Source organism: Polyangiaceae bacterium (assembly GCA_016715885.1).
In the GTDB taxonomy this organism is placed as follows: Bacteria; Myxococcota_A; Polyangia; order Polyangiales; family Polyangiaceae; genus Polyangium.
Window position 1 is genome coordinate 658,668 of record JADJXL010000001.1, and the last position, 23,833, is coordinate 682,500.

Sequence of the window (23,833 nt, forward strand, 5' to 3'; positions counted from 1 at the left end):
GGATAGGAGCGCTTGGGCCACGGGTGAAGTGTCAACCGTTGCCTGTTTTTCGGAGCACGCCCTGCTAAGCTCCGCGACCCTATGGAAACCGCTCAATCCGTGCTCGATCCCGAAGCGCCGCTCGGCGTCTTCGACTCGGGGCTCGGTGGTTTATCCGTCGTGCGCGCGCTTCGTCTTCGATGTCCGCACGAAGACATCGTATATCTCGGCGACACGGCGCGCGTTCCGTACGGCACGCGCTCGCCCGAAACGGTGCTTCGTTACGCGCTCGGGTGTGCGAAAGTGCTCTTGCGACGCGGCGTCAAAGCGATCGTCGTGGCGTGCAACACGGTGAGTGCCGTGGCGCTCGACATGTTGCGTGTCGAGCTCGATCGGCCGGTGCTCGGCGTCATCGTGCCAGGAGCGCGTGCGGCGGTGGCTGCGGCGAATGGTGGCGCCGTGGGCGTGCTCGGCACGATGGGCACGATTGCATCGGGCGCGTATCCGCGTGCCGTTGCATCGATATCGACACGCAACGAAGTGCTCGGGCAAGCCGCGCCGCTGCTCGTTCCGCTCGTCGAGGAAGGGTGGCTCGATGGTGAAGTCCCCAGACTCGCGGTGCGTCGTTACGTCGAGCCGCTCGTGAAGGCCGGCGTTCAATGCATCGTGCTGGGATGCACGCACTATCCGCTGCTGCGCCAGCACATCGAAGCCGAATCGATGGCACTTGCTGGACGACCGATTCCGATTGTGGACAGCGGCGTCGCCACCGCCGAAGATGTCGCGGTTTTTCTTGAAGAACGCGATCAATTGTCCCGACGAACGCGGCGTGGAAGCTTGGAGATGTTCGTGACGGACCTACCGAAAAGTTTTTCGATGGTGGCCGAGCGGTTCTTGGGCGAGTCCGTAGGCGACGTGCACCAGATCGATTTGTAACCGCAGGCGTCGAGTCAGCGCTGCCGCTTCAGCATGATGCGCAAGCGGTCGATCTCGCGGAGTGCAGCAGCGTAGGCTACTTCGGCCTCGCGTTGCTTCTGCTCGGCGAGCATCCGCGCGTGCTCGGCATCCGCTCGCGCATGCCGCTCGTCCGCGAGCTGCTGCGCCAATTCCAGCGCTTTCTCGCTCGGCGTCGCGAGCAATTCCTTGCCGGCGCGATCGCGCGAAAGGCGCAACTGCTTGCCGAATTCCGCAGACAGCTCGATGGTCCAGTGCAGCTCGAGCGTCCGGCACTCGGATGCGTGAAGCGCGGTGACGGCGCGCTTCACCAAAGCGTTACCGACGCGATCCCAAACCGTGATCGATTGCTTGGCGCGGGCATCGAAGCGCACGAGCTCGCGGATGCCGAGAGCCTCGTAGCGCTCGAACTTTTCTTCCCACGTGAGCTTCAATCGGTCCCAATCGCTCACGACTTCGACGGCAAGTTGCGGCGTGCCAAGCTCCCACGTTTTCCACGAATCGAAGTCGGCCACGTGCGTGTCTGTCTTGACGAACAGGTCAGGCGCGAGACACCGTTTCGGATCGTCCTTGTCGAAGTACACGAATTGGTCGCAGCCGACCGACATGTTTGGAAATGCTTCTTCCACGACAAGGAACAACAAAGTGCGCGCCATCAGGTGGCGTTTGGTCTCGGCCACATGCTCATCCAGGGGAAGTTCCGAGGGAAATTCTTGCTGTAGGCGCACGTCCCGGCGTTCGCGGAGCTTCGGCGGGGGATGTTTGGATGCGTGCGCGTGCGACATGTCGTTAGGATAGCATGTGGATGGGGTGAGAGAAGGGGAATGTGTGGAATTGGAACTATTTTGGTTTGTCGGAGTGACGAACCTGCGCGATGGACGTCGTCTGGAAGGGGGCGTAGCCATTGGGAACGATTGCAAAGACGCGTCTAGAACTGGCGCGCTTCGGTCGAATCTTGCAGCGCGAGCGTCGACGAGAAACCCGACGACAAGACGCTGGCGACTTGGTCGAAGTATCCGGTGCCCACTTCACGCTGGTGCCTGGTCGCCGTATAGCCGTTTTTTTCCGCTGCAAATTCGGCCTGCTGCAAATCCGAATAGGCGCTCATGCCGCGAGCACGGTAGTCGCGGGCAAGGTTGTACATTGCATAGTTGAGCGCGTGGAAGCCTGCGAGGGTAACGAATTGGAATTTGTACCCCATGGCGCCGAGCTCGCGCTGAAACTTCGCAATCGTGCCATCGTCCAAGTTTTTCTTCCAATTGAATGATGGCGAGCAGTTGTAGGCGAGCAGTTTGTCCGGAAATTGTTGGAATACTCCTTCGGCAAACCGCTTGGCTTCCTTCAAGTCGGGCTTGCTCGTCTCGCACCACAAGAGGTCGGCATACGGTGCGTATGCTCGTGCCCTTGCAATGGCCGATTCGACGCCGCCTTTCCAATAATAAAATCCCTCGGGCGAACGTTCCCCGGTGAGGAACAGCCTGTCGCGCGGATCGATGTCGCTCGTCAAAAGTTTCCCACTATCGGCATCGGTGCGAGCCACGACGAGCGTGGGGACGTTCATGATATCGGCTGCAAGACGGGCCGCAACGAGCGTCCGGACAAACTGGCTCGCAGGCACCAATACTTTGCCTCCCATGTGTCCGCACTTCTTTTCCGACGCGAGTTGATCTTCGAAGTGAACACCCGCCGCGCCTGCTTCAATCATCGCTTTCATCAGTTCGAAGGCATTGAGCGGACCTCCGAAACCAGCTTCCGCGTCGGCGATGATGGGCGCGAGCCAATATCGTTCGGACTTTCCTTCCGCATGGTCGATTTGATCCGCTCGGAGCAACGCGTGATTGATGCGGCGCACGACGGTAGGAACGCTGTTTTGCGGATAAAGGCTCTGATCAGGATACATTTCGCCAGCGAGATTCGCATCGGCGGCGACTTGCCAGCCACTTACGTAAATCGCAGAAAGCCCAGCGCGCACTTGCTGCATGGCTTGATTGCCCGTCAAAGCCCCAAGTGCCGGGACATAATCCTCGGTGTGCAAAAGATTCCACAAGCGCTCGGCACCGAGTCTGGCAATCGTGTATTCGATTGGAAACGACCCGCGCAAACGCGCCACATCCTCGGCGCTATAGGGACGAACAATCCCGTGAAAGCGATTCGTGACAACACCATTTTCCGATAGTGTCGACTTTTGGATGGGCTGAATTGGTAAGACACGCGCGACGGCCATGTGATGACTCCTCTCGAAATTCCGTACTCTTGCGTGATGACGCATTGGCTGCGTTTCACGCCGCGTTTGCCGGTGCTTCCTCCGCAGGTTGTGCCAACAGTCGATCGTATGCAGCAGTCGTGAGAAATGGCTCGAAGTCTCGAGAAAAAACGAGCTTGTCGAAGATTTCCCGCGCGTCCGCGAGACGGTGAGCCATATCGTGACGCTCGGCGCAGAGCAGGTTGAAGCGCTGATCGATGAATTGCTTCAGCCGTGGCGGATCCAAGAGTTTGTCGTCGACGCTTACGCCGTGACGAACCCATTGCCACACTTGGGCTCGGCAGATTTCCGCGGTAGCCGTATCCTCCATCAAATCGTACAAGGGCACACACCCAATCCCGCGAAGCCACGCCTCGATATATTGCAGGCCGACATCGATGTCGTGCAAAAGGCCTGCCTCCGTTCGTGGACCTTCGGGTACGCGCAGCAAGTCCGTCGAAGTCACCTCGACGTCCTCACGTTTGACGTGAATTTGGTTTGGCCCGGACATCCACCGATCGAACACTTCACGAGCAATCGGCACGAGTCCCGGGTGCGCGACCCAGGTCCCATCATGCCCGGCGCGGACCTCACGCTCCTTGTCTTTGCGAACTTTTTCCAGAGCGACGCGATTTCGTTCTTCATCGCCTTTGATGGGAATCTGCGCCGCCATGCCCCCCATCGCAAATGTACCACGCCGGTGACACGTCTTGACGAGCAAACTCGCGTACGCCTGCATGAAGGGCTGATCCATCGTAATCAGCGCACGATCCGGCATGATGGCGCGGGGGTGCGTCCGCAGCGTCTTGATGAAACTGAATATGTAATCCCAGCGCCCGCAATTGAGCCCGACGGAATGGTCCTTCAGCTCGTACAGGATCTCGTCCATCTCGAATGCCGCGGGCAACGTCTCGATGAGTACGGTGGCTCGAATGGTCCCTTTCGGAATTTTGCGATTTCGCTCGGAAAATGCGAAAATATCGTTCCAAAGCCGAGCTTCGAGGTCCCGTTCGAGTTTCGGAATGTAGAAGTAGGGGCGTTTGCCGCGCCCGATCAGCGCGTGAACATTGTGGTAAAAATAAAGCCCAAAGTCGAAAAGACAACCAGGAACGGGCTTTCCATCCACGAGAATGTGTTTTTCCACGAGGTGAATGCCTCGCGGGCGTACGAAAAGAATCGCGGGATTCGGTCCAAGCGCATACGATTTGCCCGAGACGGGATCAACGTGATCGATGGTGCCTCGCACGGCATCCATGAGATTTTTCTGGCCAGTCACGAGGTTTGCCCACGTCGGACTCGTCGCATCCTCGAAGTCCGCCATGAATACGTTCGCGCCGGAATTGAGCGCATTGATGATCATTTTGCGCTCGACGGGGCCGGTGATTTCCACGCGCCGGTCGTGTAAATCGTCAGGAATGGACGCGACCGTCCAATCCGCTGCGCGCAATTCGGCCGTATGAGGCATGAAAGCCGGCGTTCCGCCGCTGTCGAAAGACGTTTGACGCTCTCTTCGCCTCCCGAGAAGATCCTCGATTCGATCGCGGAAAAGACGCGTCAACTCCGCGACGAACGTGAGCGCTTCGAGCGTGAGGACTTCATCTTTGGCGGGAACTTCTGGACCGAGAATCGTTATGGCTGAACCGAGATTTTGCATGCCGACACTCCACGTCCGCAAGAGCGAGTGTTCGGCTTGGACCCTGAATCGTCAATGGGAGCAAAGTTTTTCCTGTAGAACCAGGACGAGATCGACCGTTCGTCCTTTTATTACACCCCCACGATGGCGCCAAACGCTTTCTTCAATTCCTCGAGCAGCGCATTGGCTCGCGCGTCCGCTGCCTGCACGGTCTCGCCTGCCGACATGGGCTCGCGAACGTCAAAATAAAATTTGATTTTGGGCTCTGTTCCGCTCGGACGCGCGATGATGCGACTGCCACCCTCGAGGTCGAGCGCAATCATGTTCGTTGCAGGGAGCGTCAATGCTTCCGCTCGCCCATCGGAATGCGTGCGAAGCCGCGTTTGGAAGTCCGATTGGGAAAGCACGCCGAGCGGGCCGACGCGAGCCGGACGCGCCGCACGTAACCGATCCATCACGGCCTTCATCTGAACCATTCCATCGGCACCCGGCAGCGTGACCGATCGCTGTCCACTTGCATAATGGCCATACCGCCGCGACAAACTCTCGAGCTCATCCAGAATGGTGCGACCTTCCGCCGCGAGCGCGGATGCAAGCTCGGAAAAAACGACCGCCGCACTGATTCCGTCTTTGTCGCGCACGAGGCTGCCTACGGTGTAGCCAAGCGCTTCTTCGTAACCAAAAACGAAGGTCGAGCCTTCGGTCCGTTCAAGCTCCATTGCACGATTGGCAATCCACTTGAAGCCCGTCAGCGTTTCTTCGTAACGCACGCCGAGCGCTCGGGCGATTGCGCCGAGCATCGGGGACGAAACGATCGACGCGATGACGAGTTTCTTGGCGGCATTTTCGACCGGCGTTGCCTCGGACAAACTCGCAGGCGAACCCGTGAGCAGGTAGTGTCCGAGCAGCGTTCCGACTTGATTGCCCGTGAGCTGCACATAGCCGCCGCTTGGGCGGGGCACCGCAACGGCAAGGCGATCGACGTCGGGATCGTTGGCCAAGACGAGCTCGGCACGTTGCCTTTCGGCGAGTGCGAAGGCGAGATCCATTGCACCTTTTTCTTCGGGATTCGGAAATGCAACGGTGGGAAAATCGCCGTCTGGTTCGGCCTGTTCGGCGACCGTGGTGTAACCACCGAAGCCGGCTCGCGTCATTGCAATGCGCACGTAGCGCTCGCCGACGCCATGCATGGGCGTGTATACGATGCGGATCGGACGAGTTTGGCGGGGTCGAAGTAGCAATGCGTCGACTTTGTCGAAGTAGATGTCGACGAGGTCGGCCGGGAAAAACTTGACGAGGCCGGCGTCGCGTGCCGCGCCAAGTTCCATGCGCGGCACGTCCTTGGCTGCCGGTGATGCATCGATGGCTGCGGCAATGCCCTTGTCATGCGGCGGAATGATTTGCGCGCCGTTGCTCCAATAGGCCTTGTATCCGTTGTATTCCGGCGGGTTGTGACTTGCCGTGATCATGACGCCTGCGGCGGCTCCGAGATGCGATACGGCGAACGCGGCAATGGGCGTGGGGCATGCGTGTGGCGAAAGAAACGAAGGGATGCCGGCGGCGGCGAGCACGCAAGCCGTGTCCTGCGCAAACTCGAAGCTATGGTGTCTTCCGTCGTAACCGATGACGACGCCACGTTTTGGTGCGTCGTTGTCTGGGTTTGTCAGTAAGTACCGCGCGAGGCCGGCGGTCGTTCGCAGCACGACGGCGCGATTCATTCGCGTCTCGCCGGCGCCCATGATGCCGCGGAGGCCGGCCGTGCCGAATTCGAGCGGCCCGGCGAAGCGTTCGCCGAGGTCGTGCAGGGCCTTTGCATGTCGGGCTGGGTCAGCGTTGCTCGATGCGTCGCTCACGAGCTGGGCGAGCTCGTCGCGGGTGTTCGGGTCGGGATCGGCAGCGATCCATGCTCTGGCGCGGTCGAGTAGGTCGGTCATGTCGTGCCCCTTGTATCACCGGTCGTGCCACATTCGATACTCTAGCGATCTTCCAGAATCCGTCGGCAGTTCAAGTCAAAGCCCGAGAGATGCCCTTTTTTCCGCCACTCGCGGTCCCCCTGAACTCGCCCGCTACGCGGGCTCAAACAGCAGGAACCACCACGAGCGGCGGAAAAATAGGGCATCTCTCTTCTCCGACAAGTTGCGCGGCCGTTTCGAGGGCTCGAACAGCGGCCCCCTCGCGAGCGGCGAAAAATCATGGGCATCTCCCTCCTACAAGATGTGATCTGATTTGCAATTAAGAAAAGGTGCCAACCACTTTTGGCCCGGCGTACTAAATGTAGCGGGTCATGGACTTCTCCTTCGATGAATCCGCTACCGAGCTTCGAGCTCGGGCCGTCGCGTTCGCTCGTGAGCACCTCACCCAGGACGTGACGTCGCGCGACGAGAACCAAAGTTTTTCGCGGGCATTGTGGACGAGCTGCGCCGATTTTGGCCTGCTCGGATTGCCATTTCCTACGGAATACGGCGGCAGCGGAGCGGACATTCTGTCGACCATGCTCGTCATGGAGGGGCTTGGTTACGGTGGACGCGACAATGGGCTCCTGTTTGCCGTGAACGCTCAAATGTGGGCCGTTCAGCACCCCATTGCGACATTCGGTACGACGGCGCAAAAAGAACGCTGGCTCGGGCGCCTCATCCAAGGCGAAATCATCGGCGCGCACGGAATGACCGAAGCCGATTCGGGATCGGACGCTTTTCGCATGCGTACGCGCGCCACTCGTCAGGACAACGGATATGTGCTCGACGGAGTCAAGACGTTCGTCACGAACGCGCCGGTGGCGGACCTCGCCGTGGTGTTTGCCGTGACGGACCCTGCACGCGGTAGCTTCGGCATATCAGCGTTCGTCGTGGAAAAAGGAATGCCCGGTTTTTCCACGGGGAAATCGATATCGAAAATGGGCCTGCGCACGTCACCCATGGGCGAGCTCGCCCTTGAAAATTGCTTCGTGCCCGAAGAAAATCGGCTTGGCCGCGAAGGGCAAGGATCCATCATGTTCAGCTCGTCCATGGAATGGGAACGAGCATGCATTCTCGGAATCGCTGTGGGCGCCATGGAGCGACAACTCGAAACATGCGTCGAATACGCACGCACGCGCCATCAATTCGACAAACCCATCGGCCAATTCCAAGCCGTATCGCATCGATTGGCCGACATGAAAGTACGGCTCGAAACGGCGCGGCTGTTGCTCTACAAAGTTGCCTGGCTCAAAAAGATGGGCAAACCCGCACACTTGGAAGCCGCCATGGCGAAACTTCACCTGAGCGAAGTGTTCGTGCAATCGAGCCTCGATGCGATTCGCATCCACGGGGGATACGGCTACGCAACGGAATTCGAGGTGGAGCGGGATTTGCGCGACGCCGTGGGCGGGACGATTTATTCGGGGACGTCCGACATGCAGCGCAACATCATTGCAAGGTTCTTGGGCGTCGGTACGTGATGACGACGCATCACTTCTGTTTTGCGAGCGCCTCGGCGAAGTTCGTGTCGTAGTTGCCCGTAGCAAACGCTTCCGTCGCGAGGACTCGGCGCAAAAATTGTAAGTTCGTTGCCGCAGGACCCACCGCGCCCACGAGCTCGAGCGTGGTTTGTCCCAGTGCCGCATCCAGGCGAGCGATCGCGTCGGCTCGGGTTTTCCCGTGCGCCACGACCTTGGCAATCATCGGATCGTAGAACGGCGTGACCTCCGAACCCTGCTCCACGCCCGTTTCGATGCGCAGATCGTCCGCTGCGTCGGGCCAAACGAGTTTGGCGATTTTGCCCGGTTGAGGCGCGAAGCGCTTGGCAGGATCTTCCGCATACACGCGCGCTTCGATCGAATGCCCCGACCGCGTCGGCGACAGGATTTCGGGCGACAGCACCTCGCCCGCAGCAACTCGAATTTGCTGCTCCACGAGATCGATGCCCGTGACCATTTCCGTCACGCAGTGTTCGACTTGCAGACGGGCATTGACTTCGAGGAAGAAAAGTTCGCCCTCGCCCGATGCGACAAACTCGACCGTACCCGCGCCGACGTACCCCACGTGGCGCACGACGCGAAGGGCTTCCTCGAAGAGCTCGCGTCGCTTGGCCTCACCCGCTTCACCTTGAAAAAATGCTGCAGGAGACGGGGTTTCTTCGATGATCTTCTGGTGCCTTCGCTGCACGCTGCACTCGCGTTCGCCAAGCGCGACGGCATTGCCGTGCGTGTCACACAGCACCTGCACTTCGATGTGCCGCGGTCCGCGCAAGTAACGCTCGAGGTACACGCGAGCATCGCCAAAGGCGCTCTTTCCACGATCGGAGCAAGCCTGCAACGCACGCGCAAGCTTGCTGATGTCCTCGACGATTTGCATGCCGATGCCACCACCACCACCGGCAGCTTTGACGAGCAGCGGTACACCGATCCTTTCAGCTTCACGCGTTGCAGCTTCGACGTCATCGGCTGCAAGCGGACCATCGGTGCCCGGAGGAGGCTTCACGCCAACGGCCTTGGCAACTTCGCGCGCTTTGATCTTGTCGCCGAATGCATCGAGCGCATGCGGCGGGGGACCGATGAACACGATCCCCGCGTCCATCACGGCACGGCAGAACGCTTCTTTTTCACTGACGAGGCCGTAGCCAGGGTGGATCGCTTGGGCGCCCGTCGATCGTGCAGCATCGATGATGGCGCTCATCGAAAGGTAGCTGTCTTTGACAGGCGGAGGCCCAATGCGCACAGCTTCGTCTGCCATGCGGACATGAGGCGAACCGGCATCGGCGTCGGAGTAGACGGCGACGGTGCGGATGCCGAGGCGTTTGCAAGTACGAGCGATACGGCAAGCAATCTCGCCGCGATTGGCAATGAGGATCTTGTCGAACACGTCTCGGGATGTGGTCGTTCGACGCGCCGCCGTCAAGAGGTGGATTTGGCGGCATCGGTGGGGCGAAACCCTTTCACTTTGGGTTTACGCCCGAGGAGCGCGAGTTGGCCGCACGCCGCCGACACGTCGTCGCCGCGCCTTCGGCGAATGAAGCACGAGTAGCCCGCGTCGACGAGCACCTGCTGGAACGCGAGCACGCGGGACATGTCGGGCGGGCCGAGCGTCGAAGCTTCGATGGGGTTCATCGGGATCAAGTTGATCTTGACGGGCAGTCCACGAAGGAGTTTGGAAAGACGCACCGCTTCTTGAGCAGTGTCGTTTTTCCCGACACCAGGGTGTATTCGATCGTGATGCGCCGTCGCGGGGGGAGGGGATAGCTGCGCAACGCGCCGAGCAGCTCGGCAAGCGGATACTTGCGGTTGATGGGCATGAGCGCCGAGCGGCTCTCGTCGCTCGTTGCATGAAGCGAAATCGCGAGGGCCACTTGGCCTTGAAAGTCTTTGCCGAGGCGCTCGATTTCCGGCACGAGACCCGACGTCGACACGGTCACGCGGCGCGTGGACAAACCGATGCCCTCGACGTGCGTGAGCAGGCGCAGCGCGCGCGCGGTGCTCTCGTAGTTGTGCAGCGGTTCGCCCATGCCCATGAACACGACGTTGCGGAGCTGCTCGCCTTCGTCGCAAAGCGCTCGGCCAATCAAAACTTGAGCGACGATTTCTTCTGGCCCGAGATGCCGTTGCAAACCAGCCACGCCGCTTGCGCAAAACACGCAACCCATCGCGCAGCCGACTTGCGTGGAAATACACTGCGTGACGCGGATGCGTGGCGCGTTGGTCGGGCCTTCGCTTTCCTCATCCTCGCCGTCATCATCGGCTGCAGCAGCATCGGCATCGACCTCGAGCTGAGCATTCGGCCCGCTGACGCCGGGGAGAAGAACGGTTTCGATGGTCGCGCCATCGCTCAAACGAAGCACGATCTTGCGAGTTCCATCGGCCGAGCGATGCACGTGTGCGACTTCGGCGACGGGACCGAGTCCCTCCTTCGCGAGTTTGTCCCGTAGAACCGTCGACAAGTTGGTCATCGCGGAAGGATCGAAGATGCCGCGTTTGTGGATCCACGAGAACACTTGTCGAGCGACGAAGGCCCGCTCTCCCTGTGCAGTGAGCACGCTTTGCCACTCTTCGGGCAAACGAGCGATGGGGTGAAGGGGGCGGGGTTTCACGGGCAGAGTCCCTAACGCGCGCTTGACGGTGTGGCAAGGCGCGGTCGCATCGGCCGAGTCGGGCAGGCCCTGCAACTGGAACTTTACGCGCTGCTCGAAGTGTCGTAGGTTTGGTCGAAATCCCGAATCGAACCGGGTACCTAGGGAGTGCACATGGGTGTGAGTTTTTCCCAGGCGGCGCGCCGTGTCGCGTCGAAGTACGTGGATTCAGCGTCGCTCGACGCAGCGCTCGAGGTGCTGGGTCCGCGTGCGGAAAAACATGTCGATGCCCTGGACGCCGAGGGCAAGGCCGGCCTCATCAGCTTCCTCGTTCGTAATCTTCGCGAGCTCAGCGTCGAGGAAGCAACGGATCTCGAGCGCAAGTTGCTTCGTGAAATGGGCGCCGTTCCACGGCCCACCAAAACAATCACGGTCAAGGACGAAATTTCGGTCATCACGCTCCGCAACTACGTTCGATACCTGTGCGTTTACCTCGGGATGGAATGGAACCGAGGCATGCTATTGCAGTCGGCAGTATCGGACTTGGCGCGGTTTGCATTGGCGCGAGGAGCGGGGACGTTCGAGATCGCGGCCGCGCGCGAAAAGGTGAGCTTTCGCGTACACATCGACGGCCAGGTGGCGCTCGGCGGCGCATGGCTCTCGTCCTCGAATGAACCGCTGCTCGCGGGCGTCCGAAACCTCGCGCGGGGCCTTCGCAGCACTTCCGGAGCGCAAGGCTCGCAGCTCGAATTCGACGTCGAGTGGGGCATCGCTGCGTGAGGGCTGACTGAAAAACGTTCCTGTTCCAGGCAAAACCATCCTTTACACCGCGAGCGCGTGAGGGTATCGCGTTCGAGGTTGAGATCCGAGCGGCGCACGTGCGCAGCATGAAAAGGGGAGATCATCGTCATGGGTATCGTGCTCGATTTGTATGCGCTTCCGCGGGCGCAAAGATCCCGCACCCGTAAGCTTCGAGACGCGTTTTTTGCGTCGTACCTCGACAACAATCCGGGAATGCAGCGCATCGAGGTCGACCTCGCAAAAGATGCGGAGAAGCTGCCCGCATGGGACGAATGGGACGTGCAGACCAAGTTCGAGATGCTTTATGGCGAAGGCAATCTCGACGAAGAAATGGCTGCGCGCTGGAACGCCCTTTCGCGCTGGACCGATCATCTCCATCAGGCCAACCTCGTCGTCGTGTCGACGCCGATGTGGAACTTTTCGATTCCCTGGCAATTGAAGCGTTGGATCGACGCCGTCGTGCAGGCGCGGTTGACGTTCGATTACGACCGCAAGAAGGGCGAATTCAAGGGATTGCTTGGCGGGCGCCCCGTCGTGCTGCTCGTCACGCGTGATGGTGCATATCCACCGGGCTCGCCTTATGCGGCAATGGACTTCCAGGTTCCCTATTTGAAGACGGTTTTTGGGATGCTGGGTCTCGGACCTTTCCACGAAGTCATTGCCGAGCCGATGGCAATGGCCGGGCCGCAAGTCGCCAAAGACGCGCTGGCCGCTGCCATTGCAAAGGCCGAAGAGCTCGGCAAAACGATCGAAATCGTCGATCCTGCCGATACCGTCGCGTAAAACTCAATCTCCCATTGACGAACAACCGCCCCAAGGAACCGAATCATTACGGTTCGTAGTGCGAAGGATTGCAGCGCATTCGGCCGATCATGCACGTGCATTGGGCCGATCCACCAAGTACGCCTGGCCGATGAATCACGTGCGTGTGGCCCTTCATTCACGTAGCGGTGGCTGATTATCGACCAAACTTGGTGGATACATCACCAAGTTCAGCGATTGCAAACGATCGAGCTTGGGGACGAGCCGCAGGCGAGCAGCGACAGCAGCGTTGCATTGAGGATCGACATCGCGATGCGTGCTACACGCGTGCGTCATGCCGAAACCTTTCGCTCCTGTCGTCGTTCCGCCGCTTGCCGAACAAAACGGACAAACGTTCCCACGCCTCGTCGAGCTCATGCAACGCCTGCTCGCGCCGGACGGATGCCCTTGGGACCGAAAGCAGTCGTTCACCACGCTTCGCAAGTACGTGCTCGAAGAAGCGTGCGAAGTGATCGATGCGATCGATTCGGGCGATCGGGCCGAGCTTCGTAGCGAGCTTGGCGACCTCATGCTCCAGATCGTTTTTCAAGCCGAGCTCGGTCGTGTCGAGCAAGCGTTTGGCCCGGACGATGTCGTGGCAGCCATTTGCGACAAACTCGTTCGGCGGCATCCGCACGTCTTCGGCGATGTCTCCGTGGAAGACGCCGATGAAGTGCTCCGCAATTGGGAAGCGATCAAAGCGCAGGAGCGGGCCGAATCGGACAAAGCTGAAAAGGGAATGCTGTCCGGCGTTCCTCGAAGTTTGCCTGCGCTCGTTCGCGCGCAACGAATTGGTGAAAAGGTGTCACGCGTCGGGTTCGACTGGCCAAACCCCGAGGGGTCGCGCGCAAAGGTGACCGAGGAGCTCGGAGAGCTGGACGAAGCGATTGCAAAAGGCGATGCGGATGCAATTGAAGCCGAGTTGGGTGATGTGCTTTTTGCGCTCGTCAACTTGGCGCGTCACGTGCACGTCGACGCCGAGGGCGCCCTGCGACGCACAATCGATAAGTTCTCTGCGCGTTTCGCGCACGTGGAAGCGCGGGTGCGCGACGAGCACGGTGGCTTTCCCGACAAGAATCAGGGAGGTCCGCTGCCGCTCGAAGTGCTCGACGGGTATTGGGAGCAGGCCAAGCAATCTGATAAGTAGCAGTGATGTCCGAACAGGAACTTTTGGAAGAACGCCATGGCGCGGTCGCGGTCGTGACAATGAACCGCCCCAAGGCGAAGAACGCGCTGAGCCCTGAGCTGCTCACGGCATTGCTCGAGACGTTGCCCAAGCTTGCCGATGACGCGTCCGTGCGCACGGTCGTGCTTACGGGCGCTGGGGGTGCGTTTTGCTCGGGGGCCGACTTGAAGGCCGCCATGGCGAATCCCGAAGCTTTTCAGAACATCGATGCGACGATGACGCGCTACCACGGCGTGATTCGCGCCATCGTGAATGCGCCGAAACCTTTCATTGCGATGATCGAAGGTCCGGCCGTCGGATTCGGATGCGATATGGCGCTCGCGTGCGACATCCGCATGGTGGCGACCGACGCGTACTTCGAGGAGCGGTTTGTCAAATAGGACTCATGCCGGACGGAGGCGGCACGTTTTGGTTGCCGCGTCTCGTGGGACTTGGACGCGCCATGGAGCTGATGCTCACGGGCGATCGCATCTCGGCCGAAGACGCCCTGTCGCTCGGTTTGGCGAACCATGTGATCGCCGGCGAGAAGCTGCGCGAAGAAACGATGAAGCTCGCGGACAAACTGTCGAAAGGCCCGCCGCTTGCGTATGCCGAGATCAAGCGAGCCGTGCGAGCGAGCTTGGCGAGCACCATCGACGAGGCGCTCGATCGCGAACGCGTGGGACAGACGAAGTTGCTTCAATCGGCGGACTGCATGGAGGGCGTGATGGCCTGGATGCAGAAGCGCGACGCATCGTTTGTGGGCAAATGATTCAGCCGACGTAACGTTCGCCGGCGTCACACAAGATGGTGACGACGCGTCCGTGAACGCGCCGCGCGACTTCGACTGCAGCGTGAACGTTCGCCCCCGAGCTCGGCCCGACGAGGAGCCCTTCTTGGCGCGCGAGCTTGCGCGTCATGCGTTCGGCAGCGGCATCGGTGACGGTGACGATGTCGTCGATGAGGCTCCGATCGACGATGGGCGGGACAAACCCAGCACCGATGCCCTGAATGCCGTGCATGCCTGGCGGTTTGCCCGATAAAACGGCGCTCGACGCAGGCTCGACCGCGACGATGCGCACGCGATCGCCAAGGGTCTTGCGGAGCGTTCGACCAGCTCCCGTCAGGGTTCCTCCCGTGCCGATGCCAGCAACGAATGCAGCAATGTCACCGCTTGTTTGTTCGAGCAGCTCGAGCGCCGTGGTCTCGGCGTGCGCGTCGGGGTTGGCAGGGTTCTCGAACTGACGGCTCATCCACGCGCCCTTCGTTTTGCCTGCAAGCTCGAGCGCCTTTTCGACGGCACCCGTCATGCCAAGGCCCGCTTTGGTCAGCACGATCTCCGCCCCGTACGCCCGCAGGATGTGCCTTCGCTCGATGCTCATGTCCTCGGGCATGACGACAATGCAGCGGTATCCCCGCATCGCAGCGATCATCGCGAGGCTGATGCCCGTGTTGCCGCTCGTTGCTTCGACGATGGTCGAGCCTTGGGTGAGCGCGCCGTCGCGTTCGCCTTGGAGTACCATGCCGAGCGCGGCGCGATCCTTTACGCTTCCCGTGGGATTTTGCGATTCGAGCTTGCCCCACACGGTGCCCCCGCCTTCGGGGGAGATTCGACCGAGGCGGCAGAGTGGGGTGCGACCGACGAGATCGAGAGCGTTTTCGGCGACGACGCCACCGAAGCGATGGGCATCGGGCATGGCGGCGAGTCTATGTCATCTGGCTCGTGCGCGGGACGGAGGAATTTCAGCGCGTGGACGAGCGCGACTTCGTTGTGGCAGACGGGCGCGCGATATCATGATACGAGCGCACAGTCACGACTGGAGGAAAGCTGTGTCCACACGCGTCATCGGTCTGGGAGCGGTCGTTTTCGTTGCGCTCGGCTGTCTGCTTGGATGCTCGAACAAGCTCGAGCCCAAAGAGTGCGACACCATTCGAGGCCAAGGGTTCGATCTCATCAACGCGGCTCAGCATTGCGGCACCGACGCGGACTGCTCGCAGAGCACTTGGCCGGGATGCGCGCGGGCGGTGAACGAAAAAACGAACGCGTCGATAAAGCCGCTCGCGGACAAATTCAAGCAGGGTCAATGCGAGGAGCCCAAGATGCAATGCAAGGAGCCACCCGAGGCGTATTGCAAGCAGGGGTTGTGTGTTCACCGCGAAAAGGGCGCACCTGAAGGGGGCAGGAGACGCAGCGGGCGACATCATCATCAAGTGATCCGGTCGTCGCTGGATTGAAATGGCCCGCGGATCGGTTCGTCCGGTCGAACCGGGATTTGCCATACTTACACCACGTAAAACGATTGATCTTGGTCGAATCGACCGACGTAATGGGGCAAGCTTTTGGCAAAGCATCCCAATGTCGAATTGACCTTCTGGTTGGCAACCATCGCCATTCGTTCGAGTAGCCGGTTTCGTGCCGCGCGGCTTTCGGTGCGCGGGTACGCATGAGAGTATCCTTTTCGGCCGGACCCGGATATAGGAAGCGCTCCTTCGAGGTGGATGATGAAGAAATATCGGTGCATCGTGTGTGGTCATGTGTACGATCCGGCCATCGGGGACCCTGAAGGTGGAATTGCCCCGGGTACGTCTTTCGAGAGCATACCGGATGGCTGGGTTTGTCCCGACTGCGGTGCGACGAAAGCGGATTTCGAGCTCATCGACGATTGAACGGATCTCTCGAAGGGACGGCAGTGTTCGGAGTTTCTTCGCTTGGCTTTTACAGAGCGTGGGCGGAAGAGCGTAAGGGTTTGACTTAGCGCCCGAAGGCGCCCGTCGTGGTAGCTTAGGGCCTGATGGGAAAAAGGGAGGTTCGTGTGAACAGGTCGAGCTGGGTAACGAGCATTCCGCTTGGGCTTTCCGCGCTCATCTTGGGCATGGCTTACGTGGGTTGTGACGATTCGTATCGAACCGACACGACCACGAGCTCGTCCGGGAATGGCGCCAGTGGCAATAGCAGTGGAATGGGTGGTTCTGGTGGCGAAGTGGTGTTCGATCCCGACGGCAGCGTTTGCGAGCACGTTTGCTCGAACGATCTTCGGTCGGTCGTCGATAGCTGCAATGACATGGTGATTACCGCATGTACGGCGGATCAGGGCTGCCTGAACGGTGCGTGCATTGACAATCCTTGCAAAGCGGCTGAGGAAGCCAAGAGCTCCGCCGGTTGCGACTACTGGGCGCTCAAGACCGCGCTTCGGTCTACGACGTCGGGTGCATGTTTTGCCGCGTTCGTCGCCAACACATGGGAAAAGTCGGTGCACATCAACGTCGCTTATGACGGCAGTGCCCTCGATCCCGCCGCGTTTGCTTACATTCCGACGATCGGCGCCGGCGGCGTCGTCAACTACGCACCGTACGATCCCGTGGCTGGTTTGCCCCCAGGCGCGGTGGCTATCCTCTTCCTTTCCAGGTACTCGATGGGCGGCAGCGTGATCGATTGCCCGAAGCCCGCCGCCCTGGGCCTCGAGACCGGTTTTTCCGGTACAGGCATTGGCAAAGCCTTTCACATCACGACGGACTACCCCGTTACGGCCTATCAGATGGTGCCCTTCAACGGCGGGACCGCCGCCGTCACGTCCGCCACGTTGCTTCTCCCCACGAGTGCTTGGGGAACCAACTACATCGCCGTCAACGCATACAAGGCCGTGCCCGATCCGCCTCTGCCGCAAGATCCCTTTGGCGGCTACCCATCGCTCGCCGTCCTGGCCAAGGAAAACAATACGAAGGTGACGCTTTTGCCGAAGGCTGCGATCAAAGGTGGTCCCGGAGTTGCCGCCGCCGGCAGGCATGCCCGTCACGTACTCCTTGAACGCCGGCCAATTCCTCCAGATCACGCAAATTGACGAGCTCACCGGCAGTCCTCTCGAATCGGACAAACCCGTGGGAGTCTTTGGTGCATCGACGTGCATGCAAGTTCCGACGACGCAAACGGATTGCGATTCGGCGCAGCAACAGTTGCCGCCGGTGGGCGCGCTTGGCAACGAATACGTGGCCGTGCGTCACAAGAGCCGCGCCGTCGGGATGGAGGAGCCTGCGCGCTGGCGTATGGTCGGCGTCGTCGATGGCACGACGCTGACGTGGGCTCCGTCGAAACCGCCGAATGCGCCGACGAGCATCGGCCTTGGTGAAGTGGTCGAGTTCGAGGATCCCGGGCCGTTCGTCGTACGGGCCCAAGACCGGGCACGACGCAGCAGACGCTCCGTGTGTCCTACGCGTATCCTGCGGGCGCTGGGTTCAAGCCGCTCAACGAGATCAAAGTTCCGCCTACGCCGAAGTGACGCGGAATCAGGGTGCGCGCTGTGGGCATTCCCGCAGCGCGCACGCTTCACGCTTGGCTCTCGCTTGCTACGTCGCTTTGATGCTACAGGGTGCACAACGTGATGCTTCGACGAACTTCGTTTCTGCCACCTCGCATGAAGCGCACTGCAAGCCGCTCTTGGCGAGTCTCGGGTTGGGTTTGTCTCTGCTCGTGCCGAACATCGTGCATGCGCAGGACAAGACCTTTTCCCTCGATCGCCTCATGATTGCCGGTGGTCCCATCGACGGTGTGGCGATTTGGCGTCCCGACGTGGGCGTCTCGCGCGTCTACGGGCAGGTTGGCTTCGGCTACTCCAACAACGCCTTCCGCGCGGACAATCACGTCGATGACTTGACGAAGGCCGAAACGCTCGACGGGCCGCCCGTTGCGCATCACTTCTCGACGTACTTCACGGTCGGTGCCGACATCCTCGAGCGCGCGAGCATCCAGCTCACGTTCCCGCTCGTCGCGTACCAGTCTGGTTTTTCCACGGGCAACAACGACGTGCAGCTCTTTCAGTACGTCGACATGCAGCCCATTGCTCCCGGAGACCTGCGTCTCGATGGGCGCGTCGTCCTCTTTCTGAACCGAATCGAAATCCTTCAAAGTTGCCGCTCGCGGAGCGGTTTTTCTTCCGACGGAAACGAGTTTTCGTTTGCCGGAGATGGAGTGCCGGAGGCAATGTTTCGGTCGCCGCCGAGTACGCGCACAGCAAGTTTTTCCTGACCGCCAACGTGGTTTTACCTTCCGCCCTCGCGCTCAACTGCACGAGTTCATCACGGGCCGCGAGCTCACGTACGGCATCGGCGGGTACGTGCCGCTTCTCGAGGACCGCTTGCGCATCGGAGCCGAAATTTTCGGCTCCGCAGGCATGCTCCCCGAAACGATCGGGGACCTCGACGCCTTGCCGCTCGAGTGGTCGCTCGGAGCTCGCTACGCGCTCGACAAACGCAAGCGCATGTTCGCCGGTTTGTCCGGAGGATCGCGCATGACGGGCGGTTATGCGCCCGATTTCCGCATCGTTGCCGTGTTCGGCGGGGCCATCCCGTTCAAGGACACCGATGCGAATTCAGGCGAAGCCAAGTACGTGCTCAGGGAAGATGTCGACACCGACAAGGACGGCTTCCCCGACTACATCGACATGTGCGTGCTCGACCCCGAGGACAAGCAGCCGCCGAATCCCGACGACGGGTGTCCGAACATGCCCGACACGGACAACGACGGCATTCCGGACGGCGGCGACAAGTGCGTGAACGTGGCCGAAGACAAGGACGGCATCGACGATCGCGATGGTTGTCCCGAGGATGATGCCGACAAGGACGGCATCCCGGACAACGAGGACATGTGTCCGAAAGAGCCGGGTGAAGCGAACGAAGAGGATCCGTCGAAGCACGGCTGTCCGCAGTACGTCCGGCGCATCAGCGGTTCGAGCGAGATCGAAATCACGAAGCAGGTGGACTTCGAGTTCGACAAGGCGGTGATCGTGCCGAAGAGTTACCCGATCCTCGACGAGGTCGTGAAGTTGCTCAAGGCAAACCCCGAGATCAAGCTGCTGAGCGTCGAGGGGCACACGGACAACGTGGGCATCCCCGAGTACAACGAGAAGCTCTCGGCGATGCGGGCCGAAGCCGTCGTGCAGTACTTGGTCAACCGCGGTGGCATCGCGCCGAAACGGCTCGTGTCCAAGGGGTGGGGAACGCGCAAGCCAAAGGCGACGAACGACACCGACGAAGGGCGTGCGCAGAATCGGCGCGTCGAGTTCCACATCGTGACGCAGGCCATCGAGGGACGGTGAAGGGTTTGGCGAGCCGCACGTGCGTCCGTGCGCTCGCCCTTGGCCTCGCGATGGGTGGAGTTTGTCCCTCCATCGCTCGCGCCGACACGCTTCACATCATCGGCGTCGATCGCGACGACGACGACGTCGATGGTCGCGTGGATGCCGAGCAGGATGTCGTCCCACCCTCGAACGACCTCTTCGACTTGCCACTTCCCACGGGCAAAGACCGATCGATCGTCGTTCGAGGCGATGCGGTGCGTGTGCTCGTCGATGGCAAGCCGCTCGCGTTTGCATCGGCGCCCGCGGGAGCCAAGCGCATTTCCGTGCAAGGGGTTCGTCCCGGTCGTGGCGAAGTCGTTGCATTCGGACAAACGTTTGCTTTTGCGGCGATCGACACGTGGCCCGTGGATGGTCAAGACAAACACGTCGATCCAGCTCGTTCACATGCTTCCTTCGAGCGAACGCCTCCCGAGCGCTTGAAGGGGAGTCCGTACGCGAAGACGGACAATGGAGACGCGCTTCGGTTTGTCTTGGTCGGCATGCCTGGAGACCTGCCGCCGGTCGTGCGCCTCGTGGCGCGCGATCCGTCCGGCGGCGTGGTGGACGTGCTCGAATCTGTGTCGTTCGGCTCGGTGCCTTGTCCGGACGGAGCGTCGTCGGCGTTTGCGTGTGGCTCGACGTCGCCCATTCGCATCGTGCCCGACGAGATTGATCGCGACCATCCGATGTCCGTGGACCGTTCCCTTCGAGCGGTGCTTGGTGGCGCGGTGGAGGTCGTGCTGCCCGTGGAGGGCGCAAGTCGGCGCGGTGCGCGTGGGCGGGCCGCGCGTGACGCCGCTCGGTCCCATCGTTCGGTATCGTGGGCGGCTTCGGGTTTTTCTCGTACGACCGACGGTCGGAGGGCCGCCGCCCGTGGGTACGGATGACGCGGGCGCCGCGCTTGCGCGTGCCGAAGTGGCGCAGGCGAGCGCTCTGTGGGCGGCGTGCGGCATTGGTTTCGGGCCACCTCGGAGCTCGATGTGTCGATCGTCGATCCGCCGCGACCTCACCTCGTGGCGCTTGGTTGCGACCATGGTTTGTCTGCGTCCGGTGGTGGGAAGGTCCGCGTGCGTGTTGATGGGCGTGAGGTGTCGGTGGCGATCGAGCGCGGCGTCACGCCTGCAGGGGCGGCGCGCGTGCTCGCAGCAGCCATCACGAAGGCGGGCTTCGTCGCGCGTGTGTCGGATAATCCGGTGATCGGCGCTGCCGTGCGTGGAAGCTCCGACGTGCTCGTGCGGCGCAAATCAGGCGATCCCCGCGCTCGTCGAGCCCCGGTGTCGGGGTCGATAAGCTCCGGACGCACAGCTCACGGCCTGCATCGGTCGCGTCGACCTCGAGGACGGGCTTCAGCACTTTGGCGACGTCGACGCCATCGCGGGCACCGTCGAAGAGCGGGCGCTCATCAAGGCATTCGACGACGGTGATCCGTCCACCATCGAGGTGTACGTCGTGCCTAGTTTTGCGAGCGGTGGTCGCATTGGCGAAAGTTTCATCGGGGCCGACGGCGGCGCCGTACGCAACGTCCTCATCGAGGATCGAGCGGCGCTTCGAGCGGACCGCGCGAGTTTCGCGTTGGCTCACGAGCTTGGTCACGTCCTGCTCGACGAGCCTGGTCATCCCGACGATTTCGGTCGAGACACCCCTTCGCGGCTAATGGATGCCGATGCTGCCAACGGCACCGCGTTCGGGCCTCGGAGGCTCCTCGTGGACGAATGCGTGCGGCCTTGCGTCAGAGCGGTCCTTCGGCACCTGCTGCACTATTGCGTCCGTGGCCATTTTTCTGTGCTCGGCAAAGAGCGGTAGCTCATTGGAGCGCAGGGTATGTGCACGATGGCCGCGCCGAGCGATTGCCTTCCAGGCGGGATTTGACCCTGCATACGTCTCGTGCGACGCTCTTGCGCGGACGTTTTCCAAGAGCGCACCATGATTCGGCAGATCCCCACCAGCGTCGAAGATTTTCGCGACTTGCGCGAGAGAAACTTCGAGTACGTCGACAAGACGCACTTCATTACGGAGCTCATCGATCGCGCCAACTACAAGGTCATCCTGGTGCCCCGTCCGCGCAGGTTTGGCAAATCGCTGAACATGTCGATGCTGAAATGGTTTTTCGAGAAGCGCGACGAAGACGTTTGGCATCTTTTCGAGGGGCTTCACGTGGCGCGCGCGGGCGAAAAGTACCGGGAGCATTTTCAGAAATATCCCGTCATTCACATCAGCTTCAAGGAGACCAAAGCAGACGAATTTGCCAGTTGTCGAGAAGCAGCCCGGCGAGCGATTCGAAAGATGTGCGAGGTGCATCGAAGTACCCTCGACGGAAAGCTCCAGGGAGCCGACCTGAAGGACTTTCACGCGATCTTGAACAACGACGCGAGCGAAGTGCTTTACATTTGGTCCTTGAAGAACCTCACGGAATGGTTGCACAAGGTTCACGGCGTGCGCCCGATCGTGCTCATCGATGAATACGACGCCGGGATCCATGCGAGCCATGCGAATGGATTTTACAAGGAAGCCATTGGATTTTTCGGTGGTTTTTTCTTGGCGGGATTGAAGGACAACGTGCACCTCGAACGTGCCGTATTGACGGGCATTCTACGCGTTTCGCGGGAGAGCATATTTTCTGATTTGAACAATTTGGGCGTTTACACGCTGCTCGACACCGAATTCAATACGTGTTTCGGGCTTCACCGACGACGAAGTCAAGACGCTCCTCGAAAAAGCCGGCCAAGCGGGGGTCATGGATCAGATCCCGCGCCTACTACGACGGATACGAGTTTGGACGGGTCGAAATCTACAATCCGTGGTCCATTTTGAGCTTTCTAGGCGCGAAGACAAGCTGATCGTTCCTTATTGGGTCGGAACCAGCTCGAATACGCTCATCAAAGAATTGCTTCAGCATTATGCATTCAAAGTGCAGGACGACATTCGAACGCTCTTGGAAGGTGGGGCCATCGAAATGACATTGGACACCAACGTGGCGATTCCGGACCTGAAAAATGATGTCCAGTCGCTCTGGAGCTTGCTCGTGTTTTCAGGGTATCTCAAGGCCTCACGCCCCGATTTACCGCCGGGCACCATGGGTCGTCCAGCGTATCGATTGTCCATTCCGAATCGTGAAGTCGCGGAGGTCTATCAAACGACGTTTGATCCATGGATGCAGCAGGGCTGGGGACGCATGGAGGCGACGTCGATGCGCTGCTGGCAAGGTTGCTCGAAGGCGACGCGCAACGATTCGAGGCGCAACTGCAAAAATTCGCCGCGAGTTTGCCTTCGTATCACGACGTGGGTGGCGCAGAGACCGAAACGTTTTACCAGGGGTTGATGATTGGGCTCCTGGCGTCGCTCGATCGCGACTACGAAGTGCGCTCGAATCGAGAATCGGGGCATGGGCGTCCGGATGTGCTGATCAAGCCGCGGAGGCTCGGCAAGCCGGGTGTGGTGCTCGAATTGAAGGCGGCTCGGCGAGGGGTGAAGACCATTGAAAAAGCGATGGCCGAAGGGCTCGCGCAGCTTGCAGCGAACGATTACGCCGCGGAATTGCGCGCAGCAGGCGTGGAAAAGATTCGCGAAATGGTCGTGGCGTTCGACGGCAAGCGGGTGATGGTGCTGCCGAAAGGGGCGAAGCCGCCAAAAAAGGGCGCTGTGAAGAAGGCGAGCGAATCGATCAAGAAGGCAGCGAAGAAGCTGGTTGCGAAGGCGAAGAAGAGGGGGGGATGATCCCCCTAATCGGACCTGCGCGAGATCACCGCACGGACAAATACACGTCGATCACCGTTCCTTGCCGAGTCTTTCCCGCTGCATCCTCGAAGACGAAGGGACTGCGTTCTCCTTCGCAGTTGCCGCGCATATCACAGCGCACATCGCGGGAATCGTGCAAATCGATCGAACGGACGCCGGCAGCTTCGAGTGAAACTATTTCCGTCTGGCTGGCTTTGCCGGTCCAGGTCTTTATCTGCCCAGAGTACGAGTTTGGCGAATGCGGGGTCGTGTGCATTCAAGATGCCATTGTGATCTCGCATCCAGCTCACGGAGTGCTTCAGCCAGTTTTTTGCGAGCGCGAGATGCGCAAGGCGCGTGGCCGATCCAAAAAGTTCTGCGCCATCGCCAATGAC

24 protein-coding genes and 2 pseudogenes (1 of these 26 running past the window's edge) are annotated in these 23,833 nt (G+C 60.5%); 17 read left to right on the top strand and 9 right to left on the bottom strand.

Annotated features, from left to right (window positions below; genetic code table 11):
- The first annotated feature begins 81 nt into the window (after positions 1-81).
- On the top strand, positions 82-915 hold the full coding sequence (locus IPM54_02750) for a glutamate racemase (protein MBK9258737.1): 834 nt from the start codon (positions 82-84) through the stop codon (positions 913-915).
- A 14-nt stretch (positions 916-929) separates the two neighbouring features.
- On the opposite strand, the gene IPM54_02755 is transcribed toward IPM54_02750, so the two are convergent.
- From IPM54_02755 to IPM54_02770, 4 genes are all read right to left on the bottom strand, one after another.
- Complete coding sequence (locus tag IPM54_02755; GenBank protein MBK9258738.1) at positions 930-1,589, bottom strand: Uma2 family endonuclease; 660 nt, start codon at positions 1,587-1,589, stop codon at positions 930-932.
- A gap of 272 nt (positions 1,590-1,861) precedes the next feature.
- Positions 1,862-3,157 carry an isocitrate lyase gene (aceA, locus tag IPM54_02760; GenBank protein ID MBK9258739.1) on the bottom strand — a complete coding sequence of 432 codons (1,296 nt, stop codon included), beginning with the start codon at positions 3,155-3,157 and terminating at the stop codon, positions 1,862-1,864.
- Positions 3,158-3,212: 55 nt separating this feature from the next.
- Positions 3,213-4,829 carry a malate synthase A gene (gene aceB / locus IPM54_02765; protein MBK9258740.1) on the bottom strand — a complete coding sequence of 539 codons (1,617 nt, stop codon included), beginning with the start codon at positions 4,827-4,829 and terminating at the stop codon, positions 3,213-3,215.
- A gap of 110 nt (positions 4,830-4,939) precedes the next feature.
- Entirely contained in the window at positions 4,940-6,742 is a 1,803-nt protein-coding gene (locus IPM54_02770; GenBank protein MBK9258741.1) for a phospho-sugar mutase, read from the bottom strand.
- Positions 6,743-7,092: 350 nt separating this feature from the next.
- Between IPM54_02770 and IPM54_02775 the strand changes: the two genes are divergently transcribed.
- Positions 7,093-8,244 carry an acyl-CoA dehydrogenase family protein gene (locus tag IPM54_02775; protein MBK9258742.1) on the top strand — a complete coding sequence of 384 codons (1,152 nt, stop codon included), beginning with the start codon at positions 7,093-7,095 and terminating at the stop codon, positions 8,242-8,244.
- A gap of 10 nt (positions 8,245-8,254) precedes the next feature.
- Here IPM54_02775 and IPM54_02780 read toward each other — a convergent pair whose 3' ends face one another.
- Both IPM54_02780 and rlmN read right to left on the bottom strand, forming a co-directional pair.
- Positions 8,255-9,646: an ATP-grasp domain-containing protein gene (locus tag IPM54_02780; protein MBK9258743.1), complete on the bottom strand. Its 1,392-nt coding sequence runs from the start codon at positions 9,644-9,646 to the stop codon at positions 8,255-8,257.
- A 32-nt stretch (positions 9,647-9,678) separates the two neighbouring features.
- Positions 9,679-10,868 (bottom strand): annotated as a pseudogene (gene rlmN, locus IPM54_02785) (23S rRNA (adenine(2503)-C(2))-methyltransferase RlmN).
- 153 nt (positions 10,869-11,021) lie between these two features.
- On the opposite strand from rlmN, the gene IPM54_02790 reads away from it, so the two are divergent.
- Both IPM54_02790 and IPM54_02795 read left to right on the top strand, forming a co-directional pair.
- A complete protein-coding gene (locus tag IPM54_02790; protein ID MBK9258744.1) occupies positions 11,022-11,627 on the top strand; it encodes a hypothetical protein in 606 nt (201 codons plus the stop codon).
- 129 nt (positions 11,628-11,756) lie between these two features.
- Positions 11,757-12,431: an NAD(P)H-dependent oxidoreductase gene (locus tag IPM54_02795; GenBank protein MBK9258745.1), complete on the top strand. Its 675-nt coding sequence runs from the start codon at positions 11,757-11,759 to the stop codon at positions 12,429-12,431.
- Positions 12,432-12,584: 153 nt separating this feature from the next.
- Here the strand turns inward: IPM54_02795 and IPM54_02800 are convergent, their stop codons facing one another.
- Entirely contained in the window at positions 12,585-12,746 is a 162-nt protein-coding gene (locus tag IPM54_02800) for a hypothetical protein (GenBank protein ID MBK9258746.1), read from the bottom strand.
- Between IPM54_02800 and mazG the strand changes: the two genes are divergently transcribed.
- Genes mazG through IPM54_02815 form a run of 3 tightly spaced genes read left to right on the top strand, consistent with a single transcriptional unit; the run spans position 12,745 to position 14,386 of the window.
- The gene (mazG, locus tag IPM54_02805) at positions 12,745-13,596 is read left to right on the top strand and encodes a nucleoside triphosphate pyrophosphohydrolase (GenBank protein ID MBK9258747.1); all 852 of its coding nucleotides are present in this window, start codon (positions 12,745-12,747) and stop codon (positions 13,594-13,596) included. The two genes, IPM54_02800 and mazG, sit on opposite strands and share 2 nt — an antisense overlap.
- Before the next feature lie 5 nt (positions 13,597-13,601).
- On the top strand, positions 13,602-14,015 hold the full coding sequence (locus IPM54_02810) for an enoyl-CoA hydratase/isomerase family protein (protein ID MBK9258748.1): 414 nt from the start codon (positions 13,602-13,604) through the stop codon (positions 14,013-14,015).
- Between the two features lie 5 nt (positions 14,016-14,020).
- Positions 14,021-14,386 (top strand): enoyl-CoA hydratase/isomerase family protein, encoded by a 366-nt coding sequence (locus IPM54_02815; GenBank protein MBK9258749.1) that lies wholly within the window; start codon positions 14,021-14,023, stop codon positions 14,384-14,386.
- 1 nt (position 14,387) lies between these two features.
- Here IPM54_02815 and cysK read toward each other — a convergent pair whose 3' ends face one another.
- Positions 14,388-15,311 carry a cysteine synthase A gene (cysK, locus tag IPM54_02820; GenBank protein MBK9258750.1) on the bottom strand — a complete coding sequence of 308 codons (924 nt, stop codon included), beginning with the start codon at positions 15,309-15,311 and terminating at the stop codon, positions 14,388-14,390.
- 133 nt (positions 15,312-15,444) lie between these two features.
- On the opposite strand from cysK, the gene IPM54_02825 reads away from it, so the two are divergent.
- The 10 genes and pseudogenes from IPM54_02825 (at position 15,445) to IPM54_02870 (ending at position 23,438) form a co-directional block, all read left to right on the top strand.
- Complete coding sequence (locus IPM54_02825) at positions 15,445-15,849, top strand: hypothetical protein (protein MBK9258751.1); 405 nt, start codon at positions 15,445-15,447, stop codon at positions 15,847-15,849.
- A 267-nt stretch (positions 15,850-16,116) separates the two neighbouring features.
- Positions 16,117-16,281 carry a rubredoxin gene (locus IPM54_02830; GenBank protein ID MBK9258752.1) on the top strand — a complete coding sequence of 55 codons (165 nt, stop codon included), beginning with the start codon at positions 16,117-16,119 and terminating at the stop codon, positions 16,279-16,281.
- Positions 16,282-16,427: 146 nt separating this feature from the next.
- Complete coding sequence (locus tag IPM54_02835) at positions 16,428-17,453, top strand: IgGFc-binding protein (GenBank protein ID MBK9258753.1); 1,026 nt, start codon at positions 16,428-16,430, stop codon at positions 17,451-17,453.
- Positions 17,398-17,991: an IgGFc-binding protein gene (locus IPM54_02840; protein MBK9258754.1), complete on the top strand. Its 594-nt coding sequence runs from the start codon at positions 17,398-17,400 to the stop codon at positions 17,989-17,991. The genes IPM54_02835 and IPM54_02840 overlap by 56 nt, the downstream gene beginning before the upstream one ends.
- Entirely contained in the window at positions 17,969-18,634 is a 666-nt protein-coding gene (locus tag IPM54_02845) for a hypothetical protein (GenBank protein ID MBK9258755.1), read from the top strand. The genes IPM54_02840 and IPM54_02845 overlap by 23 nt, the downstream gene beginning before the upstream one ends.
- 88 nt (positions 18,635-18,722) lie before the next feature.
- On the top strand, positions 18,723-19,703 hold the full coding sequence (locus IPM54_02850) for an OmpA family protein (GenBank protein MBK9258756.1): 981 nt from the start codon (positions 18,723-18,725) through the stop codon (positions 19,701-19,703).
- A complete protein-coding gene (locus IPM54_02855) occupies positions 19,700-20,611 on the top strand; it encodes a hypothetical protein (GenBank protein ID MBK9258757.1) in 912 nt (303 codons plus the stop codon). Before IPM54_02850 ends, IPM54_02855 begins: the two co-directional genes overlap by 4 nt.
- 57 nt (positions 20,612-20,668) lie before the next feature.
- Positions 20,669-21,148, top strand: coding sequence for a hypothetical protein (locus tag IPM54_02860; GenBank protein ID MBK9258758.1), 480 nt, complete (start codon positions 20,669-20,671; stop codon positions 21,146-21,148).
- A gap of 25 nt (positions 21,149-21,173) precedes the next feature.
- Positions 21,174-21,527 (top strand): hypothetical protein, encoded by a 354-nt coding sequence (locus tag IPM54_02865; GenBank protein ID MBK9258759.1) that lies wholly within the window; start codon positions 21,174-21,176, stop codon positions 21,525-21,527.
- A 120-nt stretch (positions 21,528-21,647) separates the two neighbouring features.
- Positions 21,648-23,438, top strand: a pseudogene (locus IPM54_02870) (AAA family ATPase).
- A gap of 131 nt (positions 23,439-23,569) precedes the next feature.
- Here IPM54_02870 and IPM54_02875 read toward each other — a convergent pair.
- On the bottom strand, positions 23,570-23,833 hold the end of the coding sequence (locus tag IPM54_02875) for a calcium-binding protein (protein MBK9258760.1). The gene runs 519 nt beyond the window's last position; only the last 264 of its 783 coding nucleotides appear in the window; its start codon lies off the right edge, out of view — the gene reads right to left on this strand; the stop codon is at positions 23,570-23,572.